A 24,096-nucleotide genomic window follows, 5' to 3' on the forward strand; every position below is an offset into this window, starting at 1 on the left:
ATGAAAGTACTCGTAACTGGTGCAAATGGATTTATCGGTAGAAATTTAGTCGCTCATTTAAAAGAAAATCAAGAAATAGAAGTGCTGTCATTTACTCGAAATGAGACAATGAATGATTTGAAAGCACTTGTCAATCAAGCAGATAAGATTGTTCATCTAGCAGGCGTTAATCGTCCCGTTAACGAGAAGGAATTTACTGAAGGCAATCAAGAATTGACGAGTCAATTAGTTGAGTATGCTCTTCAATCTGAACAAAAACCTTCGATTGTTTTGTCCTCATCAATTCAAGCTGATTTAGATAATGCTTACGGTCGAAGTAAATATGCGGCTGAAAAAGCGGTCATTCAATATAGTCAAGATGCTAAAGCCAATTCCTATATTTTTCGATTGCCCAATGTGTTTGGTAAGTGGTGTCGACCGAACTACAACTCAGCAGTTGCCACATTTTGCAACAACATTGCAAATGATTTAGAAATCAATGTACACGACCCTTCAATCAAAGTGACACTCGCTTATATTGATGACGTTATAGAAGCAATAATAAACGTGTTATTTAATGATTTAGAAGTAAAAAAACCTCAAGCGATTTTTGCTGATGTGACTTTCACATACACAAAAACGCTTCAGGAAATAGTTGATTTATTACAAAGCTTTAAAGCTATGCGAGATAATTTACAACTTCCGGATTATAGTGATTTTTTCGTTAAAAAACTATATACAACATATCTATCTTATCTAAAAGAATCAAAGTTTTCATATTCTTTGACGAAGCATGAAGATAATCGTGGTTGGCTAAGCGAATTAATCAAATCACCGCATATGGGACAAATGTTTGTTTCGACCACTAAGCCAGGGATTACTCGTGGAAATCACTATCATCATACGAAAGTTGAGAAATTTATCGTCATTCAAGGTAGAGGAATGATTCGCTTTCGACATATAGAGCGAAATGATGTATTAGAATATGAGGTCTTTGGCGAAAATGTAACAGTAGTGGATATTCCACCAGGATACACACATTCTATCGAGAATATTGGATCAACTGAAATGATTACGTTGTTTTGGGTAAATGAGCAGTTTGATACGCAAAAACCAGATACTTATATGAATGAGGTAATGAAATGACTAAATTAAAAGTAATGACAATCATAGGAACAAGACCTGAAATTATTCGTTTATCAGCAACGATCAAACGTTGTGACGAATTTTTCAATCAAGTTTTAGTACATACTGGGCAAAACTGGGATTACAGCTTAAATGAAGTGTTTTTTGAAGATTTAGAACTTAGAAAACCAGATCACTTTTTAAATGTTGTTGGTAATCATTTGGGTGAAACCATGGGTAACATCATTGAAAAATCATATGAGGTAATGAAAAAAGAAAAACCAGATGCGTTATTAATTTTAGGCGATACGAATAGCTGTCTAGCAGCAATTTCTGCTAAGCGTTTAAAAATTCCTGTATTCCATATGGAAGCTGGAAATCGTTGTTATGATCAAAATGTTCCAGAAGAGATTAATCGTAAAATAGTGGATCATACATCAGATATTAACTTAACATACACGGAGCATAGCCGACGTAATTTAATTAGTGAAGGAATTCGAAAAGATCATATTATGGTAACTGGCTCTCCAATGGCAGAGGTTTTAAAAAATCAACAAGGCAAAATAAATTCTAGTAATATATTAGCAGAACTAAACTTAGAACAAAATAACTACATGGTATTGTCTGCTCATAGAGAAGAAAATATAGACAATAAGCAAAACTTTAATCAATTAATAGATTCTATAAATTATATTGCTAAAAAATTCGATAAAAAAATAGTTTTCTCTGCTCATCCAAGAACATGGAAAAAGATAGAGGAAAATAACGTCGAATTAAATAAAAATATTATGAAGTTAAAGCCATTTGGATTTAATGACTACAATGCTTTACAGAAAAATGCATATTGCGTTTTATCAGATAGTGGAACGTTATCAGAAGAATCATCAATTTTAAGTTTTCCAGGTGTTTTGATTAGAACTTCTACTGAGAGACCTGAAGTCTTAGATAAAGGATCTATCGTCATTAGTGGCTTGAACAAGGAAACTATTGAAAATAGTATAAATATCGCATCGAATTCAGTAAAGTATGAAGAAATCACAAAGTCTCCGGTAGATTATCAAGATGAGAACGTATCAATTAAGGTTGTGAAAATAATCCAAAGCTATACTTCAATTATTAATAGAGAAATATGGAGAAAGGCTTAATGAGAAAAATATTAATTTTCACAGAGTATTTTGAACCTGGTTATAAAGCTGGCGGACCAATTAAATCTATTAAAAACATGGTTGATTCATTAAAAGACCACTTCAATTTTACCATTATCACAAAAAATAAAGATTTAGGTGATGAATGCAGTTATTCAAATATAGATTCTGATATTTTTTACAATCGAGAATGGGGAAATATACTGTACACTGATTTAACAAAATTAAACATTATTGAGATAAAAAAAATGATTAATAAGGTCAATCCTGACTATATATACTTAAATAGTTTTTTTTCTCCTTTAAGTGTAAAAGTTTATTTGTGTAGATTACTATTAGGAATAAATCCGGAGATTATAATAGCGCCTCGTGGTGAGTTTTCTCCAGGAGCATTAAATATAAAAAAGAATAAAAAAAGAATATTCCTAAGTTTTTTTAATTTGCTTCCTTTTAATTTTAAATTTCATTCTACAGATAAATTAGAAACAAAACACATTACCAATCAATTTCATAATAAGAAAATTTATTTGGCACCTAATTTACCTGATCCTTACACTAACATCGATAAAATAATAACAAAAAATGAGAATGAACTTAATCTAATATTCATCTCAAGAATTAGTCAAAAAAAGAATTTACATTTCCTTAATAGTATTTTTGAAAATATAAAGGGTAAAGTCAATTTAGATATTTTTGGACCTATTGAGAGTCAAGAGTATTTTAATGAAACAATGAAAATGTTAAAAAGTAATAAAAATTTGAGTGTTAATTACAAAGGTCATATAGAAAATTCTAAAGTAAGCAATACTATTAGAGACTATCATTATTTTATTTTACCAACACTAGGTGAGAATTATGGTCACGCTATAATTGAGTCTTTTCTTGCTAAAACTCCTGTAATTATTAGCGATCAAACTCCTTGGCGAAATCTTAAAGATTTAGATATAGGATTCGATATCGATTTGACAAATAAAAAAGAATGGGTTGAGTCAATAAATTTATGTTTATCTGAGAATCAAGAAAAATATAACGAAAGAATTTCAGCAATTGAGAAGTTTATCGTTAAACTGAACTCGGAAAGAAATAGAAATATAGAATTATCAAAAAAAATTTTTCAATAAATATTAATGTGTGTTAGGGGAAGAATTATGAATTCGTTGAAACTTAAAAGTATTTTTCTAGGGGTTAATAAAGTAATAATTCTATCCTCTAACATATTATTGCTAATGATTTTATCAAGAGGCTTATCTATTGATGAATATGGTGAATATAGATTATTAACAACATATTTGTTAATATTGAATACAATTTTAACTTTCGGTATACCGTCTGCTATTATGTACTTCTTGAATAAAAATAATAATGCATTCTTAAATGAACTTTTATTTTTGACTACAATGATCTCTTTTGTATCACCAGTCGTTTATACAATTTTTTTGTTGTTAATTGGAGATTATAGTTTAAGTTTAATGATAGTATTAATTTTAGTATTTCTTTTAAATTTATTAAGTTTATGGCAAGATAATTTTTACATTATTTATGATAAAATTCGATTGTTATTTTCTAGTAATGTTTCTGCTAATGGATTTTTAATATGTTCTATAGCAATAGGAACATATTTTTTTAATTGGGATTTAAAAGAAGTGTTTATTGCACTGTTAATCAGAGAATTAATTAAACTAATATATTTTTTTATTTTCTTAATTTCAGTAAAAAAAGACTTAAAAGTACAAATTAATAAAAGTGATTTAAATAAAATTATTGCTTTTATAATACCTCTATTTATAGCGAGTTTAGTTACAGTTGTTAATATGAATATAGATAAAATATATGGTTCTATTTTTTTCACTAAAAAAGAATTTGCTTTTTTAGCAAATGCTTCTTACGAAATCCCTATAATGTCACTTTTAGGGTACGCAGTGTTTAATACTTTAATACCAAAAATTAGAAATTTACAACATAATAAAAGAGAGGTAACAATTTTATGGAATAGAGTTGGAGAAATAATGATAGTAATTATTTTTTCGATAATAATTCCCTTAATTTTTTTCTCAAAAGAAACTTTATCGATTCTGTTTTCGGAGGAATACGAGGCTGCATATTTGGTATTTATAATGTATCAATTAAGTGCTCTTTCTAGAATATATATTTATAGCACTATTTTTTTAGCACTTGAAAAAAACAAAGTTTATTTAATGAATACAGTAATAAATTTGATTGTTAACAGTATTTTAATCGTATTCTTTGGATGGATTTTTGGTATTTATGGAGTAGCACTAGCTATGCTACTTACAAATATCAGCTTAATGATTCGTCAGAATATCCAACTAAAAAAATATTTGGATTGCTCAATCCTTGAAATATACCCATTAAAAAAATTTCTTCAGGCACTTTTAATTGGATTAATTATATCTGGTAGTATATTCATCATTTATAAACTGCTGTATAGCTATGATCCACTAACTTCACTAATTTTTATTTTCATAAATGTAATTCTCTTATTTATTGTATACAGTTTTACTATCAATAAAGAAATAGTCGAATTTTTATGGAGGGTTTTAGTAAAAAAATGAAAAAAAAACTACAAATTATAATGAGGAAGATACCGTTTTTTAAAGATATGTTCAATGTATTAGATAACAAAATTTATGTGAATATACCTCAATATATTTTTTTAAAGCTCACTCGTTTCAAAGGAAATGTATTTTGGCCAGTTCATAAAACATCTCACGTTTTTGGAGATGTTACGATTGGTATTAACAGTAATGTAGGAGCTAATAAAGGTATCTATGTTCAAGGAATTGGCAAAGTAAGCATTGGAAATTACACTATAATGGCTCAGAATTCTGGAATTGTAAGTGCTAATCATAGTGTTTATAACTATAACAAACATGAACAATCAGAAGTTATAATAGGAGACTATTGTTGGATAGGTATGAATGCAGTTGTATTACCTGGAGTAACTCTTGGTAATCATACAATAGTAGGTGCTGGGGCAGTAGTCACTAAAAGTTTTGAAGAGGGCTATTGCATCATTGCCGGTAATCCAGCGAAAATTATAAAAAAGCTAGATATCGATCAGTGTGAAAATTGGAAAGATGATAAAGAGTATATAGGATATATTCCAGTAGAGAAATTAGAGTATTACTCTAAAAAAGGTATGATGAAATGATAATTTTTCTTAGTTTAATTTTGTCTTTAATTCTAGTTTTAATGTATGTAGTAGATAGCAAAAAAAATAAAGATATTTTTTCCCCTGTAAAATTATCCACTTTATTTTTGTTTGTTTACAATGTTCCCTTTATAATTAATTATTATTTTGATAAGAACATTATTGATTCAAGAATTGATGCAAAAGTAGAAGATTTAGATTCAACTATGATTATTTATATTTTGTATATGATTTTTGGTGTCTTTGCTTTATATCTCGGTATAAACTTCTCTAGAAAAAGAAAAATGAAAAAAATAAATAAAAACAGAGGTTTTCACTTTTTTAATCTTGAAAGCGAAGCTCGATATTTAACTGCTACGATTTTAGTTTTTTCATTAGGATTGATCTTTTATATCGATTTTATTCAATCTGTAGGTGGATTTACTTTTTGGCTCAATAATATCGCAAACAGAGCTGCATTTACTACAGGTAATGGGTACTCTACTTTATTTATCAGTTTACTACCTATCAGTGTTTATTTTTACATAGGAACATTTAACTTTAAAAACAATATGTTGAAAAAAATCATATTAATTTCACTAGTGTTATTTACTTTTATAATTTTAACAACTTTAGGAGGAAGAAAATCGTCTTTAGAGTTTGTAATATTTTGTATAATAATTTGGAATTACAAAATAGGAAAAATAAAAAATTTAAAGAAAAAAATATTACTTTTATCACCTTTAGCGATTTTTTATATGATTGCAATTCCAATATTAAGAACTAGTCAAGATATTATGGGATATATAACTGATATAGGAGGGTTCTCTAAAGAAGTATTATCTAATCTAACATCAATTATTACTGAAGTTAGTTATGTAGGACATTATTTGTTTATTATTAATTATTTTGATAATCATGAATTTTGGTTAGGAAAAACTTTTAAGGATTTATTTTTTGTTGTGATTCCTAGAAGTTTTTATCCTGATAAACCGCCTGTTGATGATGGGGTTTACGTTAAAAGCTTAGTAGAGGGAATGAACATAGCTCCAAATGCCCCTTACACCACTCTGTATAAATCTTCTTTACCTCCTGAAACTTTTGGGAATATGTATTTGAATTTCGGGTTTATAGGAGTATTGATTGGTATGTTTTTATTAGGTCTTATATTCAGACAATCGTACGAATACATGATAAAAAATGAATATAACCTTTTTTCTATCCTTATTTATGCAAATATTATTATAAGTTTCCAACTTTCGAATTTGAGAATAACTCAATTTTTCTCTGATTTATTGCTTTATATGATTTTATTTAGTGTGTTTTTTACTTTTAAAATATATAAAAACAACAATTTATCGCAAACGAGGTATTAAATTATGAAAATTACCGTTGCAGGAACTGGATACGTCGGTCTTTCAATGGCCGTATTACTCGCCCAGCATAATGAAGTCACATCGATTGACATCATTAAAGAGCGAGTCGAACTCGTCAACAACCGTAAATCACCAATCGTTGACGCAGAAATCGAAAACTTCCTTCAACATAAAGAGTTGAATCTTCATGCGACGACGGACAACTTCGAAGCTTATAAAGAAGCAGAATTCGTCGTTATTGCAACACCGACGGATTATGATCCAGTACGTAATTACTTCAATACACGGACAGTTGAAAGCGTCGTCGCTACGGTACTTGCGATTAATCCGGATGCGACGATGGTCATCAAATCGACCGTACCCGTCGGTTATACAGAAGAATTAAAAGAAAAATTTGATACACCGAACATCGTCTTCTCACCAGAGTTCTTGCGTGAAGGACAGGCGTTACATGACAACCTTTATCCATCGCGTATCGTCGTTGGTGAACGGTCAGAGCGTGCGCAACAGTTCGCTGACTTATTACTGCAAGGAGCAGTGAAGAAAGACGTTCCTGTCTTATTGACTGACTCGACGGAAGCAGAAGCGATCAAGCTCTTCTCGAACACCTATCTTGCGATGCGTGTCGCGTTCTTCAATGAACTTGATACATATGCGGAAGTACGAAATTTAGATACGAAGCAAATCATCGAAGGTGTTGGTCTCGATAGCCGGATTGGGAATCACTATAATAACCCTTCGTTCGGATATGGTGGGTACTGCTTACCGAAAGATACGAAGCAGCTGCTTGCGAACTATGAGGATGTTCCGAATAACATCATCGGTGCAATCGTCGAAGCTAACCGGACACGGAAAGACTACATCGCGGATACAATCATTAAACAAAATCCGAAAGTCGTCGGTGTCTATCGTCTAACGATGAAGACAGATTCGGACAACTTCCGTGCGTCATCGATCCAAGGTATCATGAAACGGATCAAGGCGAAAGGAATCGAAGTGACAGTCTTTGAGCCAGTCTTGACGGAAGATACGTTCTACAACTCACGTGTCATTCGTGACATTGAAGCGTTCAAGCAAGAATCGGATATCATTATTTCGAATCGGATGCATCCAGAGTTGAGTGATGTGGAAGAGAAGGTTTATACGCGGGATTTGTACAGTAGAGATTAAAGAATAATCGAAAGAGTGCACTTGGATGAAACGAACTGTTCACCCAAGTGCACTCTTTTTGTATGGATTTCCAAGGAAGTTTGAAAAGTTTATACTCCATTGTTTTTGAGTACGTAATACGGATACCATTTGTTAACTAGACTAATTGAACTGTGCGATATTCATCAAAATATCAAGTGTTTCACGTTGACCAAGAATCACTCCAATTTAGTATCTATATTTTTTATCTCTATGGCTGTAGATTATTAATAAAAAAGAATGATTTTATTAATAAGGTTAGCTTTGTAATCAAATTAATACGTGTTACATTTTTCATAACATAGTAGTTGTTCTGAAAAGGATGGTGGGGAAATTGAAAAGTAATACAAAAAAATACATAGGAATCGCTATGATCATAGTTATTGTTATTGCACTAGTAATTAATTATATGTATCCGTATAGCGCTTTAAGTGTGAATAAGAAAATTGAAGTAGATCAAAATAAAACAACAACTCGTTATATGAACAATCTAAAAAAACTGTCTGCAAATGTTTCAACTCTGTCAGAAAATCAATCATACAACGAAAAAATAAGTGCTCAGGTTGAGAACGTTCTCGCTTCTTCAACATTGAAAAAAGAAGAAATTAAAAAATCGGACTTACTAAAATTATTGAGTGAGATGAACGATTTAGTCAAAAATATCGGACATCATGTAAGATATCAACCGGAGTACTTCAATGAAAATCAGCGATCTTACCTCATAGAATTAAAAAACCATCTTCAAGTGAATTCATACAATACAAATCAAACTATCGAAGATTCTTTTTCTAGTAAAGCAGATATCAAAAAATCAATTAATGAGTTATATATAGGTATGAATCAAGATATTGAATTGTTGTTGATGCTTGGTTAATTTATCAGTACTTATAGAAAAGCACCTGGATATACAGATTCAGGTGCTTTTCTTATTATAATGGTAAGGTGATTATCAAAAAAGCTTCACTGCGGAATTCATGGTTAATAAATTAGGCGCTTCCGTTCGACCGCAACATGTTTATATATCCGAAAAAATCATCTTCTTTTAGTGGTCGACTGAAATAATAGCCTTGGAAATAATCACAACCTTCACGCGCAAGCCAGTCTGCCTGTTCAACTGTCTCTACTCCTTCAATCAAGACCTCCATTTCTAAGTTATGACCAAGTTGGATCATCGATTGAACAATCGCTTGTTGGTTCTTACCATCAAATAACGAACTGATAAATGAACGGTCAATCTTCAATAACTGAATTGGTAATGAACGAAGTTGTTTAAAGGACGAGTAACCAGTACCGAAGTCGTCAAGGGAAACACGAATACCGAGTTCCTGTAGTCGTGCTAATTTTTCATAGGTAGCCGTCTCATACGATAAGGCGGCGGACTCCGTGATTTCGAGCTCGAGGTATGCTGGATTCATTCCTGTCTCCTCGAGAATTTTTTCGACGCGACGTAAGAACTTTTGACTCGCGAACTGAAGTGGGGAGACGTTGACAGCAATCGAAAACGGTTCCGGTGTCAAGTCTTGCCACGCGACCCAGCGTAGGCAGGCGGTACGTAACACCCAGTCACCTAGGGCATGAATCGCTCCGGTATTTTCAGCGATTGGAATGAATTCTGCCGGTGAGACGAACCCAAGCTCATCGTGCGTCCAGCGTGCTAACACTTCAACACCCGTCATGCGTTCCGTAGCTACTGCAATCTTTGGTTGATAGACGAGCTCGAAGGCTTCTGCTTCGAGTGCCTCGGTCATGAATTTTTCGATCTGGACGGTCCGTAAGATATCGTTTCGATTCTCGACCTTAAATTCCTTGATCGTGTTTTGCGCTTCAGTAAACGAAGCATGTAGTGCTAGTTTTGCATACTCGATCAGTTCTTCTGCTGTTGTTGCGTCTTCTGGGTAATGACTAATCCCAGCGCGCATCGTCAGCGTAATGACCGTTCCATCGATATCGAATGGTTGCGATAAGGCAGTGTAGCACTTCTCAGCTTTTTGAGTCGCCAGATGACTGCGTTCGTCAACGAGGAGAACAAGGAATTCCGATGAATCAAGACGTGCCAGAACATCACGCGCGTGAATCGTTGCTTGTAGACGTTCTGCAATCTGCAGCAATAGACTCTCAACACCTTTATGTCCGAGCATATCACTCAGAGAACGCCAACGGTCCATACTGAGCGAAAGGCAGGATACCGGAATTCCTTGTCTAATCTGTTCTTCGATGAAGAGCGTGATCTTGTCTCGATTCGGTAAATCCGTCAACCGGTCATGAAAGGCAAGGTGTTCGAGTTGCTGCTGAGACGAAACTTGATCCGTGACGTTGCGGAAGAACCATAGTGTCTGATTCAAGTTCTCTCCTTTTAGCGGATGATTGACGACTTCAAGGATACGTTCGTCGACGTGTAGCATCTGTTTCGTATGATCGGGTACATCAAGACGTAAAGCTACGTCATGCTCCGTTAAGTATGGATGACGTTCCGGGAAAAAATCATGGAACAGCGAGTTCGCATATTGGATTAGACCATCAGGATTCGTCGTGACGACACCATCTTCAGTGGATTCAAGAATCGTCGCTTGGATGAAGTCACGCTTACGTAACTGGAGGTCAAACAAGACGGAAGCGAAGAAGACGATGAATAAAAAGAGCGTGACGATTGAAACAAGTGTCAACAGCATCGCTGGTTCGATGACTTGATCACTCGTGAATGATGGAATCATCTGAAACTCTAAACCGAGCATCCCAACGTGATGCATCCCGGAGATCGCGATGCCCATGATGAGAGCAAAGAAGACTTTCGTCTGTACCAGCATCTGTTGTTTTGCGTAACGCGAAAAGAAACCGATCCAGAGTGCGGTCCAAGAAGCAGCAATCGCAATCAAGATCGAGAGTAAGACGTACCCAGCATGATACTGCAGGGTCATTCCCTGTAAAGCAGCAATCCCGACATAATGCATGCCGGCAATCGCACTTCCCATCAAAAAACCGCCAAGAACGAACGATTCACGGGACATGCGGCGGGCGACGAGATAAAAGCCGAGGATACATCCTGTCATCGCGATGATGACCGATAGAAAGACGAGCGGGAACGAGTAGGTCGCATCCTTCAAGGTACCGTGACCAAGCATCGCGACGAAATGCATCGACCAGATACCAAGACCTAAAATCGATCCACCAGCAATCAACCAAAGATGTTTCGAACGATCGGTCGCCGTTTTGACGCGTCCCGAGAGTTCAATTGCGATATAGGCGGATGTTGCAGCAATCAGATAAGATAACGTGACAAGTAAAAAGTCAGTATGAGCATGCATCGTATGGTTTGGCATGATGGATGGAGTCACCTCGGCAGAGTGGAATGTTTAATCGAATGGTAAAGGTGTAATCTAGATACCCTTTTTCATTCAATCATATACATTTTTTTCAAATAATATCTGCAGGTGAGGAAACATCAAAGCATATCAATTATAGATGAAGACCGACGAGGATTTTATGATCCATTAATTTCGTATACTGAAGCGTATGGAAAAACGGATTTCCGAAGTCGCATGGTTGAAGATGGACATGAATCATGTGATAGCTGTAAGACAAGTTGGGGTTTGCCTTTAGCAGATTCAAAATCGTCTGTTCTTGGGATGCTGGGCTGATGTCATAGATATGAAACGAGATGATGTTATGACGGATGCGAAACGGGGCAATCGTGAGGGTGAACGATTTATGATGGGCAAATCGATGTTCTGTTGAGACGGTCGATCCGCTAATCACGAGTTCATGTGGGGTGATGCGTAGTTTCGGGTGCCAAAAATCTTTAAATTCGGTTGCGATGATGTCGCGCAAGTCTTCTTCCGTCACATACGTCGTGACGAGAATATCTGTTGGATTGCCAAGATAGTCGTTATCCGTATTCATATGTAAGCTCCTTTATCGATTAGTGGAGGGAATCAATGCGCTGTCGTTCAGGGTAAAGAAAGGTATGCTTTTTCTCCTGATCTGCAGAACATAGATTCAATATGATTGTAACTTTTTTCCTTATTTTTGTTTTTCGTTCATTGATTGTTTAGGGAAAGCGATTCTTGATATTTCATCAGAAATCAATCGTGTACTCCATCGGCTGTCATGTCAGTCCCTACAAAAGGAGGAACCAGCTATGACCCACTATGACTATCTCGATCAGTATTTATTGACCGACTGCTCGCGGTCAGCTCATACGATCAAAGCATATCGGAGTGATCTTCGGCAAATGCGTTTGCATCAAATCGATTGGTCAGTCGCGTCCTTACGACGCTACTTTCACTGGATGAAAGCACATTATAAGCCGTCGACGATCCTGCGACGGTATCATGCCTTACACCGGCTCGGAAATGTCCTCGTTGAGCGACGACGGATCAAAAAGAATCCGATGGTCGAGATCCGTCCGATCGTCCATCAACGTCTTCAAGATGAGACCTATTATGATAGTGAAGAGTTGATCCCCGTAATTCGACAGATTCAAGATCCAACCTATCGCCTCTTCTTCGAGGTGCTCAGCCAAACGGGCCTCCGCTTCATGGAGGCCCGTTTGTTGACGGTGCAGGATTTTGATTTAGCGAAGAATGAACTGTATGTTCGTCACGGCAAAGGTGGGCGGACACGGACCGTTCCGATCGGAGAGACCCTTTGCGAAAAGATCGTTCTGTTTCTAGCAAATCGTACGACCGGCTATTTGTTTCAATCCGTCACGGAACGGATGATCAATGAACATGCGGCAAGGAAGGCGCTTCGCGAGGTCGGATTTACGTCCTTAAAGCGTCACGTCCGTCCGCATATGCTCCGGATCGCCTATGCGACCTATCTCTATCAGCAGGCAGGGTTGAAGTTACTCGATATAAAGCGTCTGCTTGGTCACGCCAGCATCTCGACGACGGAAGGATATATCCGTAGCCAGACGAATCACGTCCGGGACGTTCTTAATCGTCTGTCCGCTTGAGGCGATTGACTGACGTATGGGCAATATCGTGCAATGGTAAAACGTAGTGTTGGGTCGTCCGAACATCGCTGTGACCGAGTAAGCGCATGATCGTCAGAATGTCCGTCTGATGCACGTGATAAAGTGTCGTCGCGAACGTGACCCGGATGTCATGCGGTCGCAGGATCCGTCCGAGACATCGTTCACTTGCTTCTTTTAAGACACGACGAAACTTTGCCGGATTGACCGGTCGTCCACTATCTTCACAAAACAACGGCAGGACATCAGGACGGATCGTCTCGATGTAACGCGTCAGGACATCACGCAATGCATGATGCAGCGGAACTTGACGTGATTGATCGCCTTTACCACTCCGGACGAGTACCTGATCGCGCGCAAAGTCGACATCTGCGAGCTGTAAGTCACGGGCTTCCGAAAACCGCAGTCCCGTGTGCAGGAGAAGAAAGCTAAAGGCGTAGACAGCCTCGTCACGAATCGTCTCGAGGACACGGTGGACGTCGTCATACGTGAAGGCAAGTCGTCGGTAGGGTGCGGGAACTGGTTTTTTGACACGCACCAATGGATTCGTCTGGAGCGAACGTTCAGCGACCAGTTGATCGAACAGGATTGAGAGAGCATGCAGTCGTCGAGCGGCAGTTGCTGGAGCGTAAGTATCGCGTAGGAACTTACCGTAGCGTTGGAGCGACGGAACATCGATCCGTTCGACATGGCGACAGAGATGCCGTACATCCGAGCGATAGGCTTTTTTCGTCAAGGGACGATAGTCCGCCTGTTCGATGATCGCAAGTAAGCGTTCTTGATAATAGGTCATCATCCGAGGAGGAATTGGACTTTCTGCCGGAGTTCCGACTTCAATGAGCGCAGTCGCGCCGGGGAGTAACCGAGCGTCTCTTCCGTGCCGTGCATCAAGGCTTCGAGAAACGTGTACTCTTTATTCGACAAATCCCGTTTGAGTTCGCTGAGGAGATAATGAAAGGAGACGTTCGGGGTCCGAGGGAGTTCCGGCATCGTCTCGACCGCGACTTCAGTCGCAAGCGTCCGGTTGCGGGTCGCTAAGTAATCGAGCATCGCCCCTTTTGCCCGGATCCGGGCGAAGGTGACGGTCATGACCTTTCCTTCTTCAATTGATTTCCAAAGTCGTAGTAGGGCAGCTTGCCGGCATTCATCATGTTCGTTCGGGTGGATCGAGAGGCGGGACAGGAGGGAGTTGACGAGGGGAATCCAGTTACGTAGTAAATCGTTCATGGGTATCCGTTTCTTCAGATATGCATATCTGTTATGTATTCCGCGGTAGTTTTAGTATAAGTAGAGTTATCCGCTGGGCGCAACGCTCCATTTCTTCAATCATGCCAACGGTTTCTTTAACTTTCGATGAGCGTAAGCTATGTGATTTCCCATCCTTCCGTCCATTCGCTTCAGATAAACCCGCATTCTAGCGCGATCGCTTTCAGGATAACTCTACTTATCCGCTGGGGTGTTCGGAAAAAAAGAAATCAGTATCGTTCTACCAATCGAAAGATAGGGAGTAAGTCATGGGAGAAAAGAAAATTAAAGAAGCGATCTTCCTAATTCGCTTATAGTTCTTAGATTCCTAGTCGCAAAAGAGAAGCGAAGCTGCTGATTTTAAGGAATAGATGGCTATTGTTTTTAAAAGACGCGTTTTGTCGGATGGCTTGATAAAATTACATCTTTTGGTTATTCATGTTTCAAGGTAATCTGAACGTATTACTAAAAGATGGGAGGGAACCGGATGAAACGCTTGAAGTTAATGATTCTAACCGTGATGGTGTTTACGAGTCTGTTCATCATTGGAGAGAGTCGGATGCTGACACTTGAAGGATTCGCTGAATCATTCGTGTCGACGACGATCTATCCGAATCCGAAGATTTCGGAACAACAGATGCTAGCAGATATCGAGCGAGCCGCGAAGAAACATCAAGTCGATGTCTTCACTTATGAAGAGACGCCTAATCAGACGTTCTCAAGTACGAAGACGATTTACGGAACGGTGGGTACTAAAGCGATGTTTGCTACCCGCTCAATCCAAGAGCAGGTCTATCAAAGCGTCTTTCTCGGTGATATTACGTTCCAGTTCAAGCCGTTATCCGAGCATCCTGCCGTTGCTTATACACCAAACTTTTACGGGATTGGTTCAGCTGCTGCCGTAAAAGCGTTTAAGATGGAGTTGATTGATACATACGCGGGGAATCATCCGCAACCGGGTTATAACGAGTCAGCAGAACTGTACCGTATCTTAGGCGTATTCGCTCTCGTCGCGATCATCACCGTGTTACTGACCTTCTATGAGCTGGCTGTCGTCAGAAAGGAATTACTCGTTCGTCTATCGATGGGCGAATCGTTAGCGCGATGGGTAACACGTTCGATTCTGATGGACTCCGGCATTTTGTTGCTTGCGTTCATCGTTAGTTTTTTGACACTCCGTTCGTTCACACCGATTGATCCATACCTGATGCTGTTCAGTGGTTTGATGGTTGGATTACTCGTCGTCAACGGACTGGTCTATCTTCGATTGCGACGTTTGACGATCAAAGAAGCGTTCTCAAACGGTCAGCGGTCGAATAAGTTACTTGTCTTTACATATGGCATGAAATTCGCAACAACCTTCTTGACGATCTTGATGCTCTCAACCAGTATCACGGTCATCGCTGAAGCCGTGACAATCTATAAACAACGGCCGTTCTTTGAAGCGAAGAAAACCTATTCGTATACCTACATCGGTCACAAAGTAACCTCTCCGCACTATTTGGACGAGAAAAGTTCCGACATCGCGGAACGAATCCAAACGGAACTGTACACACGCTTTTATGATGACTTCAAAGTGACATTGAGTACCCCGATTAATAGCTTCACGACGGCAGACCAACCGACTGTCTTGATGAACCGGACAGCATTTAATGAAGTGGCCGGGCAATTTGCGAATAGTTCTTCCGTCTTGAAGCATGAGCTGACGTTCTTTGCACCCGATGGGGTATCAATTCCAGCGAAGTCGACCATTGATAGTGGACTTCGTGAACTCGGACTCGGGGCGTATCTCGCAGATTCCTACCCGGTCGTCCATTATAAAGAAGATGTCGAAACCGTCGCGATCGATCAAAATCTTACTAGCGGGAGTACGCTCATCAATAATCCGTTACTCATCGTCGTCAATGAAGCAAAGCAACCGAAAGCATTGAAACAACTGTCGAATGTCTTACTCGCTGACGTCATGTATGAGCTTGATCAAGGAGCCTTTCAAGACTATGTGGCGGAGAAACAGATGACAAATGAACTCGTTTTGCAGACGAATGCGTGGGAGAAGTATCTTGGCATCTGGGAAGCAGCGAAACGATTGATGAATATGAACCTGATCTTTGTCATTCTGATTCTTAGTCTGGAGTTACTCGTCATCTGGACGGTGCTACGACTCGAGTATCAAGTGAACGCAATTGAGTTGTCGGTTCAAAAGGTGATGGGATACAGCATTTGGCAGAAAAACCGACGCCTGATCGTATCGACGATGGGGATTACGCTTGTCAGTACACTGGCTGTAGCGCTTACTGCCTATATCCTTGAGTTTTCTTCACCCGGGCTACTGTTAGCTGGCGGAGGATCCTTACTAGTGGCAGAAGGCGTCTTGCTAATTTGGCTGATTCGAAAGATTGAACGGGCAAATGTCCAGCGCATTTTAAAGGGGGGAAATCTATGATTGAAATCCGGCAACTGAGCAAGTCGTTTCAAGGGAAAACCTTATTCGAAAACCTATCGTTAACGATTTCTCAGGGCGACTTCGTCATCTTTTCCGGTCCAAGTGGATGCGGGAAGACGACGCTGCTTAACATGATTGGGGCGCTAGAGCCGATCGATACCGGAACGATTGTCGTCGACGGAAAGGATATCACGAACAAGCACAATCAACTGGCATACTTTCGGACGAAGCTTGGCTTCTTGTTTCAGAACTTCGCACTCGTCGACCAAAAAACGGTTCGGCAGAATCTCGAGATCGTTCAAAAACGCTATCGCTCCGGTAAGACGATCGAAGAAGTGCTGACTGCTGTTGGATTAAGCGACAAAATCGATCGAAAAGTCTTCATGTTGTCAGGTGGGGAACAGCAACGGGTCGCATTAGCTCGATTGATGCTGAAGCAGTGTGACATCATCTTAGCGGATGAACCGACGGGCTCGCTCGATCAAGTGAATGCTGAGCGGGTGATGGCGCTCTTACAAGAGTTGAACGATCAAGGAAAGACGATCATCCTCGTCACGCATGATGAAGCGATTAAACAACAAGGGAAAAGGCTGGTGGAGATAGGATAACGGAATGAACGATTCGCTGTTGTTGATTGGAGTTGTTCTAGTACTTTTTGTAATCAATCAAGTCTAAAATATTTGAAAGAAGTAACGCGTGAGCATTTTTTCGCTTGATTGATCGTCAGATACCTCTCCTTTTTAGGGAGAGTTTTTTTCATTAGAAACAGAAAATAGATTTCAAAAGTAGATTGATGTTATTTGAAACACAGCGATGGAATAAAAACGGATAAATTTTGAATTGGTCGGAATCCGTGACAAAGAAGGAATCGTCAAATGAGATGGATAGGGCTCATCATACTCGTCATGATCTTGGTGTTGCTCGTCCCTATTTCAAAACCATGTCAAATACTAATTACTAAAAAACAATTTACAGCAGCAAAAAAAGAACTTTTCTTTTATGCGAAGGCAAAGCTGTATGATTGCTTCACCATAAGAGAAAATGGTAAGTCTGCAACGAATTGATGACATTCATTTAAGGCATTAGGAGTGACTTTTGGTTCCATAATGGGAGGCTCTTTTTTATTTATAGTTATCCATTGCTTGTCAGAAGAAAAAGTTTAGCACCATTACTAAAGGGTGTTTCAAAATAATATATAAAAACAAATAAATTATAAGGTAAATAAATGATGGTAGAAAAACGAAAAATGGAAATTTTTTTCTAATTTGATGGTTGTTATCTGAAAATTTATGATAGGATTTTTACGAAAGGGTAAGTGTAAAAGGAAATGAAAATTTAGGAGGAAATGTAAAATGAAAAAAGTACTTACGTTAACTGCAGTATCGACACTCGCTTGTACGCTTGCTTTCGCACCTCAAGCAGATGCTTACCGAGCGACCAAAACTGTGAGCAGTGTCACGTCAAAAGCAGATTTACCTTACTTCTCTGATTTTAGTGGCTGCGGAAATTATAAAGCCTATAGCTCTACTACACGGACAGGCTTTAAAAGTTTAAAGCACCACGTCACATTTACGACAGTTGGAGGAAGTGTTTCATTCTCAGGTGCCGGCGTTAGCGGTAGCGGAACAAGCCCAGGGTACACGAAATCAACAAAGAGTAAATCATACTATAGTTCAGGAAATGTGTGTGGTAGTGGATTGACACTCTATTTAGGGATGAACACGACTACACATGTGGATTATAGCAACCGAACGTATACAGCTACTGCAAAGATTTGATCATTCGAACATAATTTAATCATTCCTTTTACACTAACCTTTCGTATTATGAACAGGAGTATCGAAACCATATGAAAAAAATAATCCTTATTTGTATCAGTTTTTTATTCATATTAGCTGGTTGTAGCCAAGGTGAAACGTTCATCAATCGAGATATACATAATTCAAACTTAGTGAAGACTGCATCTTCTTATCTAAAAACATCAGATGGTGGCTCTGTCTTTGAAGTAGATAGTCAGTTTAGTGAATCTTCAGCTATTAAAAATAACAGTACCTATCGTTTTCTAAAAAAGAAGTCAAAGAACTATTCGATTCAAAAATGTAATGAAAAGAGAAACAAGTTTTATTGTGACTTGATTGTTATGCAAATTAACGGTGAAGGTACATTGAATAGCAAACAAATTTCAAAAATCGACTCATTTTTTGATCTCTATTTTTTATACGAAACTGCAAATTCAATCAAAGAAGTCAGCATGATTCAAGACATAAAAGAGCATATTCACCAAATGAGAAAACCCGTTCAAGGTGATCAAATTGAATATTTATACTTTACACTCCTATCGCTTGAACTTGATTCTAATATAAGCACTTCTCTGACAAAAGAAACGATAAAAACAATCATTGACGAATACTCTAGTCAAGATTTGATGGATCCAAACCGTCCTATCTTGTTGTATGCAGCATTAAAATTAAACGATAGTCATAAATGGGGAATAAAGTTAGAACGTCTCCAATCTCTCTATCAGAATGAACAAAACCAAATCACACTACTATTTTGTGATGAAATCACATACTGGATACAATTACAAATTGTCGAGATGGTTATGGAGAACGATGCAGGAAAAAAAGCATTCGTAAACTTATTGAATCAAAATAAACCTTACACTAGTTTTTATCATTCTTTAGACAGTATTCGAAATCTGTATCTGATGTCTAACTTATTTGCTAGTAATAAATTGAAACATACAGAACAATACATCGAGGTGATTAATTCCCGCCTCGATACCCTCTTAGGAAGCGAAAAGAAGACGCAACAAAATTTGTACTTCATATCTGTCATAGATCAAATTTTAAAAAATGAAAATCGAGATTTGAGTGAGTTTCCAGATGTGAATTGTAACGATTTGAACAATCTATCGGAGAGATATTATTGTGGGAAAAACCAAGATGAAAATGATCTTTTTAATGAAAAGAATTTATTAGAAGAAAACAAATTATTAACAAAATTGTTGATTTATGATAGCGTTACATTGACCTCTTCACAGAAAAAAGAAGTGAAGTCATTATTTCCAACTGTCTTGAAATATGATGGGAAAGATGATTATGTCGTTTTGAATGTGTATAGCAGTATGATCACGGAGCATGAATTAAAAGTGGATACTGAGAAGATCAAAGAGCGTATAAAAGAGAAAGAATGCGGTCTTGGTTATTGTGAGAAAGCAGGAAACTATTCATTCGAAATGAGTGTCTATCTGAATAATATCTTAAATATTTTAGAGGGTGACGAAATTGCTAGGAGGTTTCGATGATTCGATGATGTCAATAAACGTAAATAACGTAAGTTTCGGCTATGGAAATCAAGAAATTTTAAATGACTTTTCTTTAGAAATTCAAAAGCCAGGCATTTATTCACTATTTGGTAAAAGTGGTTGCGGTAAAACGACTTTGATTAACATCTTGTCGTTGATACAGGCTCCTACGCATGGAGAAGTAGTATTGTTCAATCAAACGCTAGATTTTTCGAATAAAGAAAAGATTGATGAGGCGCGTAAACAAATCGCTTATTTCTTTCAGGATTTAAATCTCATTGAAGCATTAACCGTGCGTGAAAATCTCGAAATCATATCGTTGATTAATCATCAAAATATTGATGAAGAAAGATTAAAGCGATACAGTGAAAAAATCGGAATGTCGAAGAAATTAGATGTACCTGTCAACAATCTTTCAGGAGGAGAACGGCAACGGGCTGCTTTCCTAAAAGTAATGATTTTTGAATACAAATTGATTTTGCTAGATGAGCCAACAAATAATCTAGACAAAGAAAACATTGAAATGATCATGGATTTATTAAAGGAAATTAAGTCTGATAAAATCATCTTAATCGTTACGCATTCTAATTATGTAGTTGGCCAATCGGATCAAACATTTAACTTCAATGAATTGAATAGAGGAATTGCAGTATGAAAATGACCGTTTTTCATTACATGAAGAAGAAGTATATGAAACAGCTAAAAAAATTGACTACATTAAATTTTCTCCTTATCATTTTACTGTTATTTTCTGTTTTTACAATTTTTATATCAACAGAAAATATTCGAAATAACATTTTAAACAATGAGCGGCTTTCCATGGTACTTATTAACGGATACACTAAAAACGGTGAGTTTACGTACGATACAGAAAAGATAAAAAAGTTGGATAATGTTAAAGATTTGTCGTACGAATATGAGATTCCATTATCGTATTCAAATGGCGACGGTGAACAGGATTTCATGAACTGTCTGACGCTAAATCCAACGACACGAGATGCTATCAACTATCATAAACCGGTCAAAGGAAACGAAATCATTCTACCTGATTCATTTAAAGGGAACACGTTGAAGTTCACGGATATGGAGAACAAACCACTATCCTTAAAACAATCCTACTACGAAGGGTCAGGTATTTTCTTTTTAAAGGATAAATGTTATCTAGCACCTCAAACTAGCGCGAAATTAGCTGAAGAAATAAGTAAATCAGATAATTATTCTAGTGCTAAGTCGTTGTTAGTCAATATTACGAAAACAGAGTATATCTACGATTTTGTACAAGATTTTAATAACATGTTTGATGAAGAAAAAGCATATGTATACTATCAAGCGGAAGGATTAGAAAAACTTGTAACAGGTTCTAAAATGTCGATGTATCTGTTGATACTCTTCCAAGTAGTGTTACTTGCTATCGTCTTTATCTTCTATAGAAATAGTTTAAATGCACTGATCAAAACACTAAATAGAGACTTGTTGTCATTGTATATCAACGGGTTATCGAGTAAAGAAATTTCTCGACAATTTTATTCAACCATCGAATCCATGAATAAAAAAATATATCTGTATTCCTATGCTCTGATTGCATTATTTGCAGTAGGGATGTGGAAATACATGGGAATTCAGCCACTTCTGATAATGGTCGCTGGATTAGTCGTTCTATTGTCACTCTTGATTGTGTTGAACAAACGATTCGTGAAGCTATTGATTACTCGGAAAATGAAGAAAGAGTTGTCTAACGACAACATCGTGTCCCAGTTGAGAAACTGACGTTGTTACACATACCGTAAGAGATAGAGTAGTTTAACATTTTATTTTGTAATGGAATAAGAAAGTTTTTTGATACCCTTTGGTCATTATAATGATCAAGGGGTATTTTTTATGCTGATACGATCATTGAGGATGGATGTCATCAAAATTCGATTCTGTAGCTAAAGTTCTTTTGTCATAATCTGATAAGAATAAATCTCGAATCGCTTCAAATGACAGATTCATTGTCTGTAATATTGTTTGTTGTTTTTGCATTTGTTCTCTCGGTGTGATTGCAAACGATTTCATGATACGCTAGGGGACAGAAAAACCTGCCTAGAAAGAAGGAATTCCTATGCATATTCTTGTCATCGATGATGAGGCGAGCATCCAGCATCTCGTCAAACTTCAACTCGAACTCGATGGTCAGACGGTCGAGACGGCAGCCAATGGAGCTGATGCACTTGCCCTACAGGCGACACAAACCTTTGATTTGATAGTCCTCGATTTGATGCTACCGGATACGACCGGTTTCGAATTGATTCCAAAACTTCGACAGACGACGCCTGATTTACCGATCTTGATGCTGACAGCGCGTGATCAGATGAACGATAAGATCATCGGGCTACAGCTCGGAGCGGATGACTATATGACTAAACCGTTTAACGGAACGGAGCTCGTCTTGCGTGTCAAAAACCTGTTGAAACGCACGAAGACGGTCGCGCCACCAGTGCCTGTCGCGACCGACCCGTTCTTATCTGTTGATTCCGAAGAACGAGTCATTCGGCTCGACGGTCAACCATTGCCACTGACGTACCGGGAGTATGCATTGCTCGCACTCTTCCTGACGCATCCGAAACGGGTCTTCGAGCGAGATGAACTGCTCGAACAAGTCTGGGGCTTTGACTTCTCGGGTCAGACCCGAGCCGTCGATATCATGGTCCAGCGCTTACGGAAGAAACTCGGAGCGCAAGGCGAACGAATCAAGACGATTTACGGTGTTGGCTACAAGTGGATCGACGCATGAAGCTACGCCAAGTCATCACGGAAAACTTCGTCTTGCTCCTCGTTCCGGCACTGCTCGTCCTCTTCTTGATTCTCTATGCCTTCATCCAATCGAACCTATATGAGAACGCCGTCGAGTCCGTCCAAAAACTGAGTCGGGAAGCGGAGCTCTATACGATGAACTACCTTGCAAGTGAAGAGACGGACTCGCTCGCCGATACGGCAGTCCCGATTGCTTCCTATCTCGCGGACCGATTCGATGCGCGCGTCCAACTGTTTGGACCAAACGCAGAACTGCTCGCTGATTCCGAACGCGATCAATTGCCGCTTCTCGCGGGAGACATCGATCAAGCGTTAAAAGGGAAGTCGAGTTATCTCTTTCTGAAAGAAACCGATGTTCCGGTGTTGTTCTTCTCGAGTCCGCTGTATGGCAAAACGGACGTCATCGGCTCGGTCCGTTTTCTCGTCGATCTGCGGACGGAAGCCGAACTGCTGCGGCAATTCACCTATGTCTTCACTGGCGTATTTCTGATCTTGATCGTGATTGCTGTTTGGACAGCGCGTCGGATGGCGAAGACATTGATTGGACCGATCGATGATTTACGGAGCGTCTCGCACGCCTTGACGAAAGGACACTATGCAAACGTGCTACCAGCGTATCCATATGAGGAATTGAACCGACTGGCGGCTGACTTTTCGACGCTGGCTGACGCGATTCAGCACAACATCGGACAGCTCGAACAACAACGAAGCGACCAACAGACGTTCATCGATCACATCACTCATGAACTCCGGACACCGATGACGGCCATCATGGGCTATGTCGAGTTGATCCCCAAGCTACCCCCAGATGAAGCGGCGCATTGTTATCACTACATCGAAGTCGAGAGCCAGCGCTTGTTACGACTCGTCTCGCATAATCTCGAACAGGCGAAACAACAGCGCAACGAACGTCACGTGACGTCGACGATGTTCGCGCTCGACGCCTTGCTTGCCGACGCCTTATTCATCATGCAATTGCGTCTTAATGGACAAGGAATTGAAGTTGAACAGGATGTTCCGTCAATCTACGTGCTCGGTCAACCGGATCAGACGAAACAAGTCTTGTTGAATCTTCTCGAGAATGCCGTCAAATACAGTGACGCGATGACGGTGACGTTTTCGACCGTCAGTACAGATACGACCCTCCAATTCATCATGACGGATGATGGGATCGGTGTTGATCCAGCAGTGCTTGCCGAATGGGAGAAGGAGCAGCATAGTCTGACGACGGCGAGTGGGAATGGACTCGGTCTACCGCTCTGCCGGCGTCTGATGCAGGAACAAGGTGGCGATTTTGAACTTGAAAGTGATGTAAGCGGCACACGTATCACATTAACTTTTCGATTAGCGAATCAGACTTAATGTAATCGCT

The 24,096-nt window shown here is 38.6% G+C and carries 21 protein-coding genes; 17 read left to right on the plus strand and 4 right to left on the minus strand.

From position 1 onward, the window contains the following. The 8 genes from KNQ18_RS00870 (at position 1) to KNQ18_RS00905 (ending at position 8,838) form a co-directional block, all read left to right on the plus strand. A complete protein-coding gene (locus KNQ18_RS00870) occupies positions 1 to 1,125 on the plus strand; it encodes a polysaccharide biosynthesis C-terminal domain-containing protein (protein ID WP_214724087.1) in 1,125 nt (374 codons plus the stop codon). Then, positions 1,122 to 2,249: a non-hydrolyzing UDP-N-acetylglucosamine 2-epimerase gene (wecB, locus tag KNQ18_RS00875; RefSeq protein ID WP_214724085.1), complete on the plus strand. Its 1,128-nt coding sequence runs from the start codon at positions 1,122 to 1,124 to the stop codon at positions 2,247 to 2,249. The genes KNQ18_RS00870 and wecB overlap by 4 nt, the downstream gene beginning before the upstream one ends. After that, entirely contained in the window at positions 2,249 to 3,370 is a 1,122-nt protein-coding gene (locus tag KNQ18_RS00880; RefSeq protein WP_214724083.1) for a glycosyltransferase, read from the plus strand. The genes wecB and KNQ18_RS00880 overlap by 1 nt, the downstream gene beginning before the upstream one ends. A gap of 27 nt (positions 3,371 to 3,397) precedes the next feature. Continuing rightward, on the plus strand, positions 3,398 to 4,822 hold the full coding sequence (locus KNQ18_RS00885; RefSeq protein WP_215083583.1) for an oligosaccharide flippase family protein: 1,425 nt from the start codon (positions 3,398 to 3,400) through the stop codon (positions 4,820 to 4,822). Next, positions 4,819 to 5,421 carry an acyltransferase gene (locus tag KNQ18_RS17390; protein WP_285800524.1) on the plus strand — a complete coding sequence of 201 codons (603 nt, stop codon included), beginning with the start codon at positions 4,819 to 4,821 and terminating at the stop codon, positions 5,419 to 5,421. Before KNQ18_RS00885 ends, KNQ18_RS17390 begins: the two co-directional genes overlap by 4 nt. After that, positions 5,418 to 6,776 (plus strand): O-antigen polymerase, encoded by a 1,359-nt coding sequence (locus KNQ18_RS00895; RefSeq protein ID WP_215083584.1) that lies wholly within the window; start codon positions 5,418 to 5,420, stop codon positions 6,774 to 6,776. The genes KNQ18_RS17390 and KNQ18_RS00895 overlap by 4 nt, the downstream gene beginning before the upstream one ends. A gap of 3 nt (positions 6,777 to 6,779) precedes the next feature. Beyond that, positions 6,780 to 7,946: a nucleotide sugar dehydrogenase gene (locus tag KNQ18_RS00900; RefSeq protein ID WP_149427878.1), complete on the plus strand. Its 1,167-nt coding sequence runs from the start codon at positions 6,780 to 6,782 to the stop codon at positions 7,944 to 7,946. Between the two features lie 352 nt (positions 7,947 to 8,298). Beyond that, complete coding sequence (locus tag KNQ18_RS00905; RefSeq protein WP_214724076.1) at positions 8,299 to 8,838, plus strand: hypothetical protein; 540 nt, start codon at positions 8,299 to 8,301, stop codon at positions 8,836 to 8,838. Positions 8,839 to 8,950: 112 nt separating this feature from the next. Here KNQ18_RS00905 and KNQ18_RS00910 read toward each other — a convergent pair whose 3' ends face one another. Further along, entirely contained in the window at positions 8,951 to 11,281 is a 2,331-nt protein-coding gene (locus KNQ18_RS00910) for a bifunctional diguanylate cyclase/phosphodiesterase (RefSeq protein ID WP_251133274.1), read from the minus strand. Positions 11,282 to 11,417: 136 nt separating this feature from the next. Then, the gene (locus tag KNQ18_RS00915) at positions 11,418 to 11,861 is read right to left on the minus strand and encodes a hypothetical protein (RefSeq protein WP_214771595.1); all 444 of its coding nucleotides are present in this window, start codon (positions 11,859 to 11,861) and stop codon (positions 11,418 to 11,420) included. Between the two features lie 238 nt (positions 11,862 to 12,099). Between KNQ18_RS00915 and KNQ18_RS00920 the strand changes: the two genes are divergently transcribed. Then, a complete protein-coding gene (locus tag KNQ18_RS00920) occupies positions 12,100 to 12,918 on the plus strand; it encodes a tyrosine-type recombinase/integrase (protein WP_214724072.1) in 819 nt (272 codons plus the stop codon). Here KNQ18_RS00920 and KNQ18_RS00925 read toward each other — a convergent pair. Both KNQ18_RS00925 and KNQ18_RS00930 read right to left on the minus strand, forming a co-directional pair. Continuing rightward, positions 12,899 to 13,729 (minus strand): tyrosine-type recombinase/integrase, encoded by an 831-nt coding sequence (locus KNQ18_RS00925; protein ID WP_251133275.1) that lies wholly within the window; start codon positions 13,727 to 13,729, stop codon positions 12,899 to 12,901. The genes KNQ18_RS00920 and KNQ18_RS00925 overlap by 20 nt on opposite strands. Then, complete coding sequence (locus KNQ18_RS00930; protein ID WP_029342674.1) at positions 13,729 to 14,163, minus strand: sigma factor; 435 nt, start codon at positions 14,161 to 14,163, stop codon at positions 13,729 to 13,731. The genes KNQ18_RS00925 and KNQ18_RS00930 overlap by 1 nt, the downstream gene beginning before the upstream one ends. A gap of 505 nt (positions 14,164 to 14,668) precedes the next feature. On the opposite strand from KNQ18_RS00930, the gene KNQ18_RS00935 reads away from it, so the two are divergent. The 8 genes from KNQ18_RS00935 to KNQ18_RS00970 all read left to right on the plus strand — a co-directional run bounded on the left by KNQ18_RS00935 (position 14,669) and on the right by KNQ18_RS00970 (position 24,086). Then, positions 14,669 to 16,624, plus strand: a complete 1,956-nt coding sequence (locus KNQ18_RS00935) for a DUF1430 domain-containing protein (RefSeq protein WP_214771592.1) — start codon at positions 14,669 to 14,671, stop codon at positions 16,622 to 16,624. Further along, complete coding sequence (locus tag KNQ18_RS00940; protein ID WP_214724064.1) at positions 16,621 to 17,232, plus strand: ABC transporter ATP-binding protein; 612 nt, start codon at positions 16,621 to 16,623, stop codon at positions 17,230 to 17,232. Before KNQ18_RS00935 ends, KNQ18_RS00940 begins: the two co-directional genes overlap by 4 nt. A 744-nt stretch (positions 17,233 to 17,976) precedes the next feature. Continuing rightward, entirely contained in the window at positions 17,977 to 18,402 is a 426-nt protein-coding gene (locus tag KNQ18_RS00945) for a hypothetical protein (RefSeq protein ID WP_035410480.1), read from the plus strand. A 71-nt stretch (positions 18,403 to 18,473) separates the two neighbouring features. Further along, on the plus strand, positions 18,474 to 19,931 hold the full coding sequence (locus KNQ18_RS00950; RefSeq protein WP_214724062.1) for a hypothetical protein: 1,458 nt from the start codon (positions 18,474 to 18,476) through the stop codon (positions 19,929 to 19,931). Between the two features lie 4 nt (positions 19,932 to 19,935). Continuing rightward, a complete protein-coding gene (locus KNQ18_RS00955; RefSeq protein WP_035410473.1) occupies positions 19,936 to 20,586 on the plus strand; it encodes an ATP-binding cassette domain-containing protein in 651 nt (216 codons plus the stop codon). 35 nt (positions 20,587 to 20,621) lie between these two features. Beyond that, positions 20,622 to 21,698, plus strand: coding sequence for a hypothetical protein (locus KNQ18_RS00960; protein ID WP_251133276.1), 1,077 nt, complete (start codon positions 20,622 to 20,624; stop codon positions 21,696 to 21,698). Positions 21,699 to 22,032: 334 nt separating this feature from the next. After that, the gene (locus tag KNQ18_RS00965; protein WP_214724058.1) at positions 22,033 to 22,704 is read left to right on the plus strand and encodes a response regulator transcription factor; all 672 of its coding nucleotides are present in this window, start codon (positions 22,033 to 22,035) and stop codon (positions 22,702 to 22,704) included. Then, positions 22,701 to 24,086: a sensor histidine kinase gene (locus KNQ18_RS00970; RefSeq protein WP_214771576.1), complete on the plus strand. Its 1,386-nt coding sequence runs from the start codon at positions 22,701 to 22,703 to the stop codon at positions 24,084 to 24,086. Before KNQ18_RS00965 ends, KNQ18_RS00970 begins: the two co-directional genes overlap by 4 nt. Positions 24,087 to 24,096: the final 10 nt, after the last annotated feature.

Source organism: Exiguobacterium sp. s78 (assembly GCF_018618985.1).
Lineage (GTDB): Bacteria > Bacillota > Bacilli > Exiguobacteriales > Exiguobacteriaceae > Exiguobacterium_A > Exiguobacterium_A abrahamii.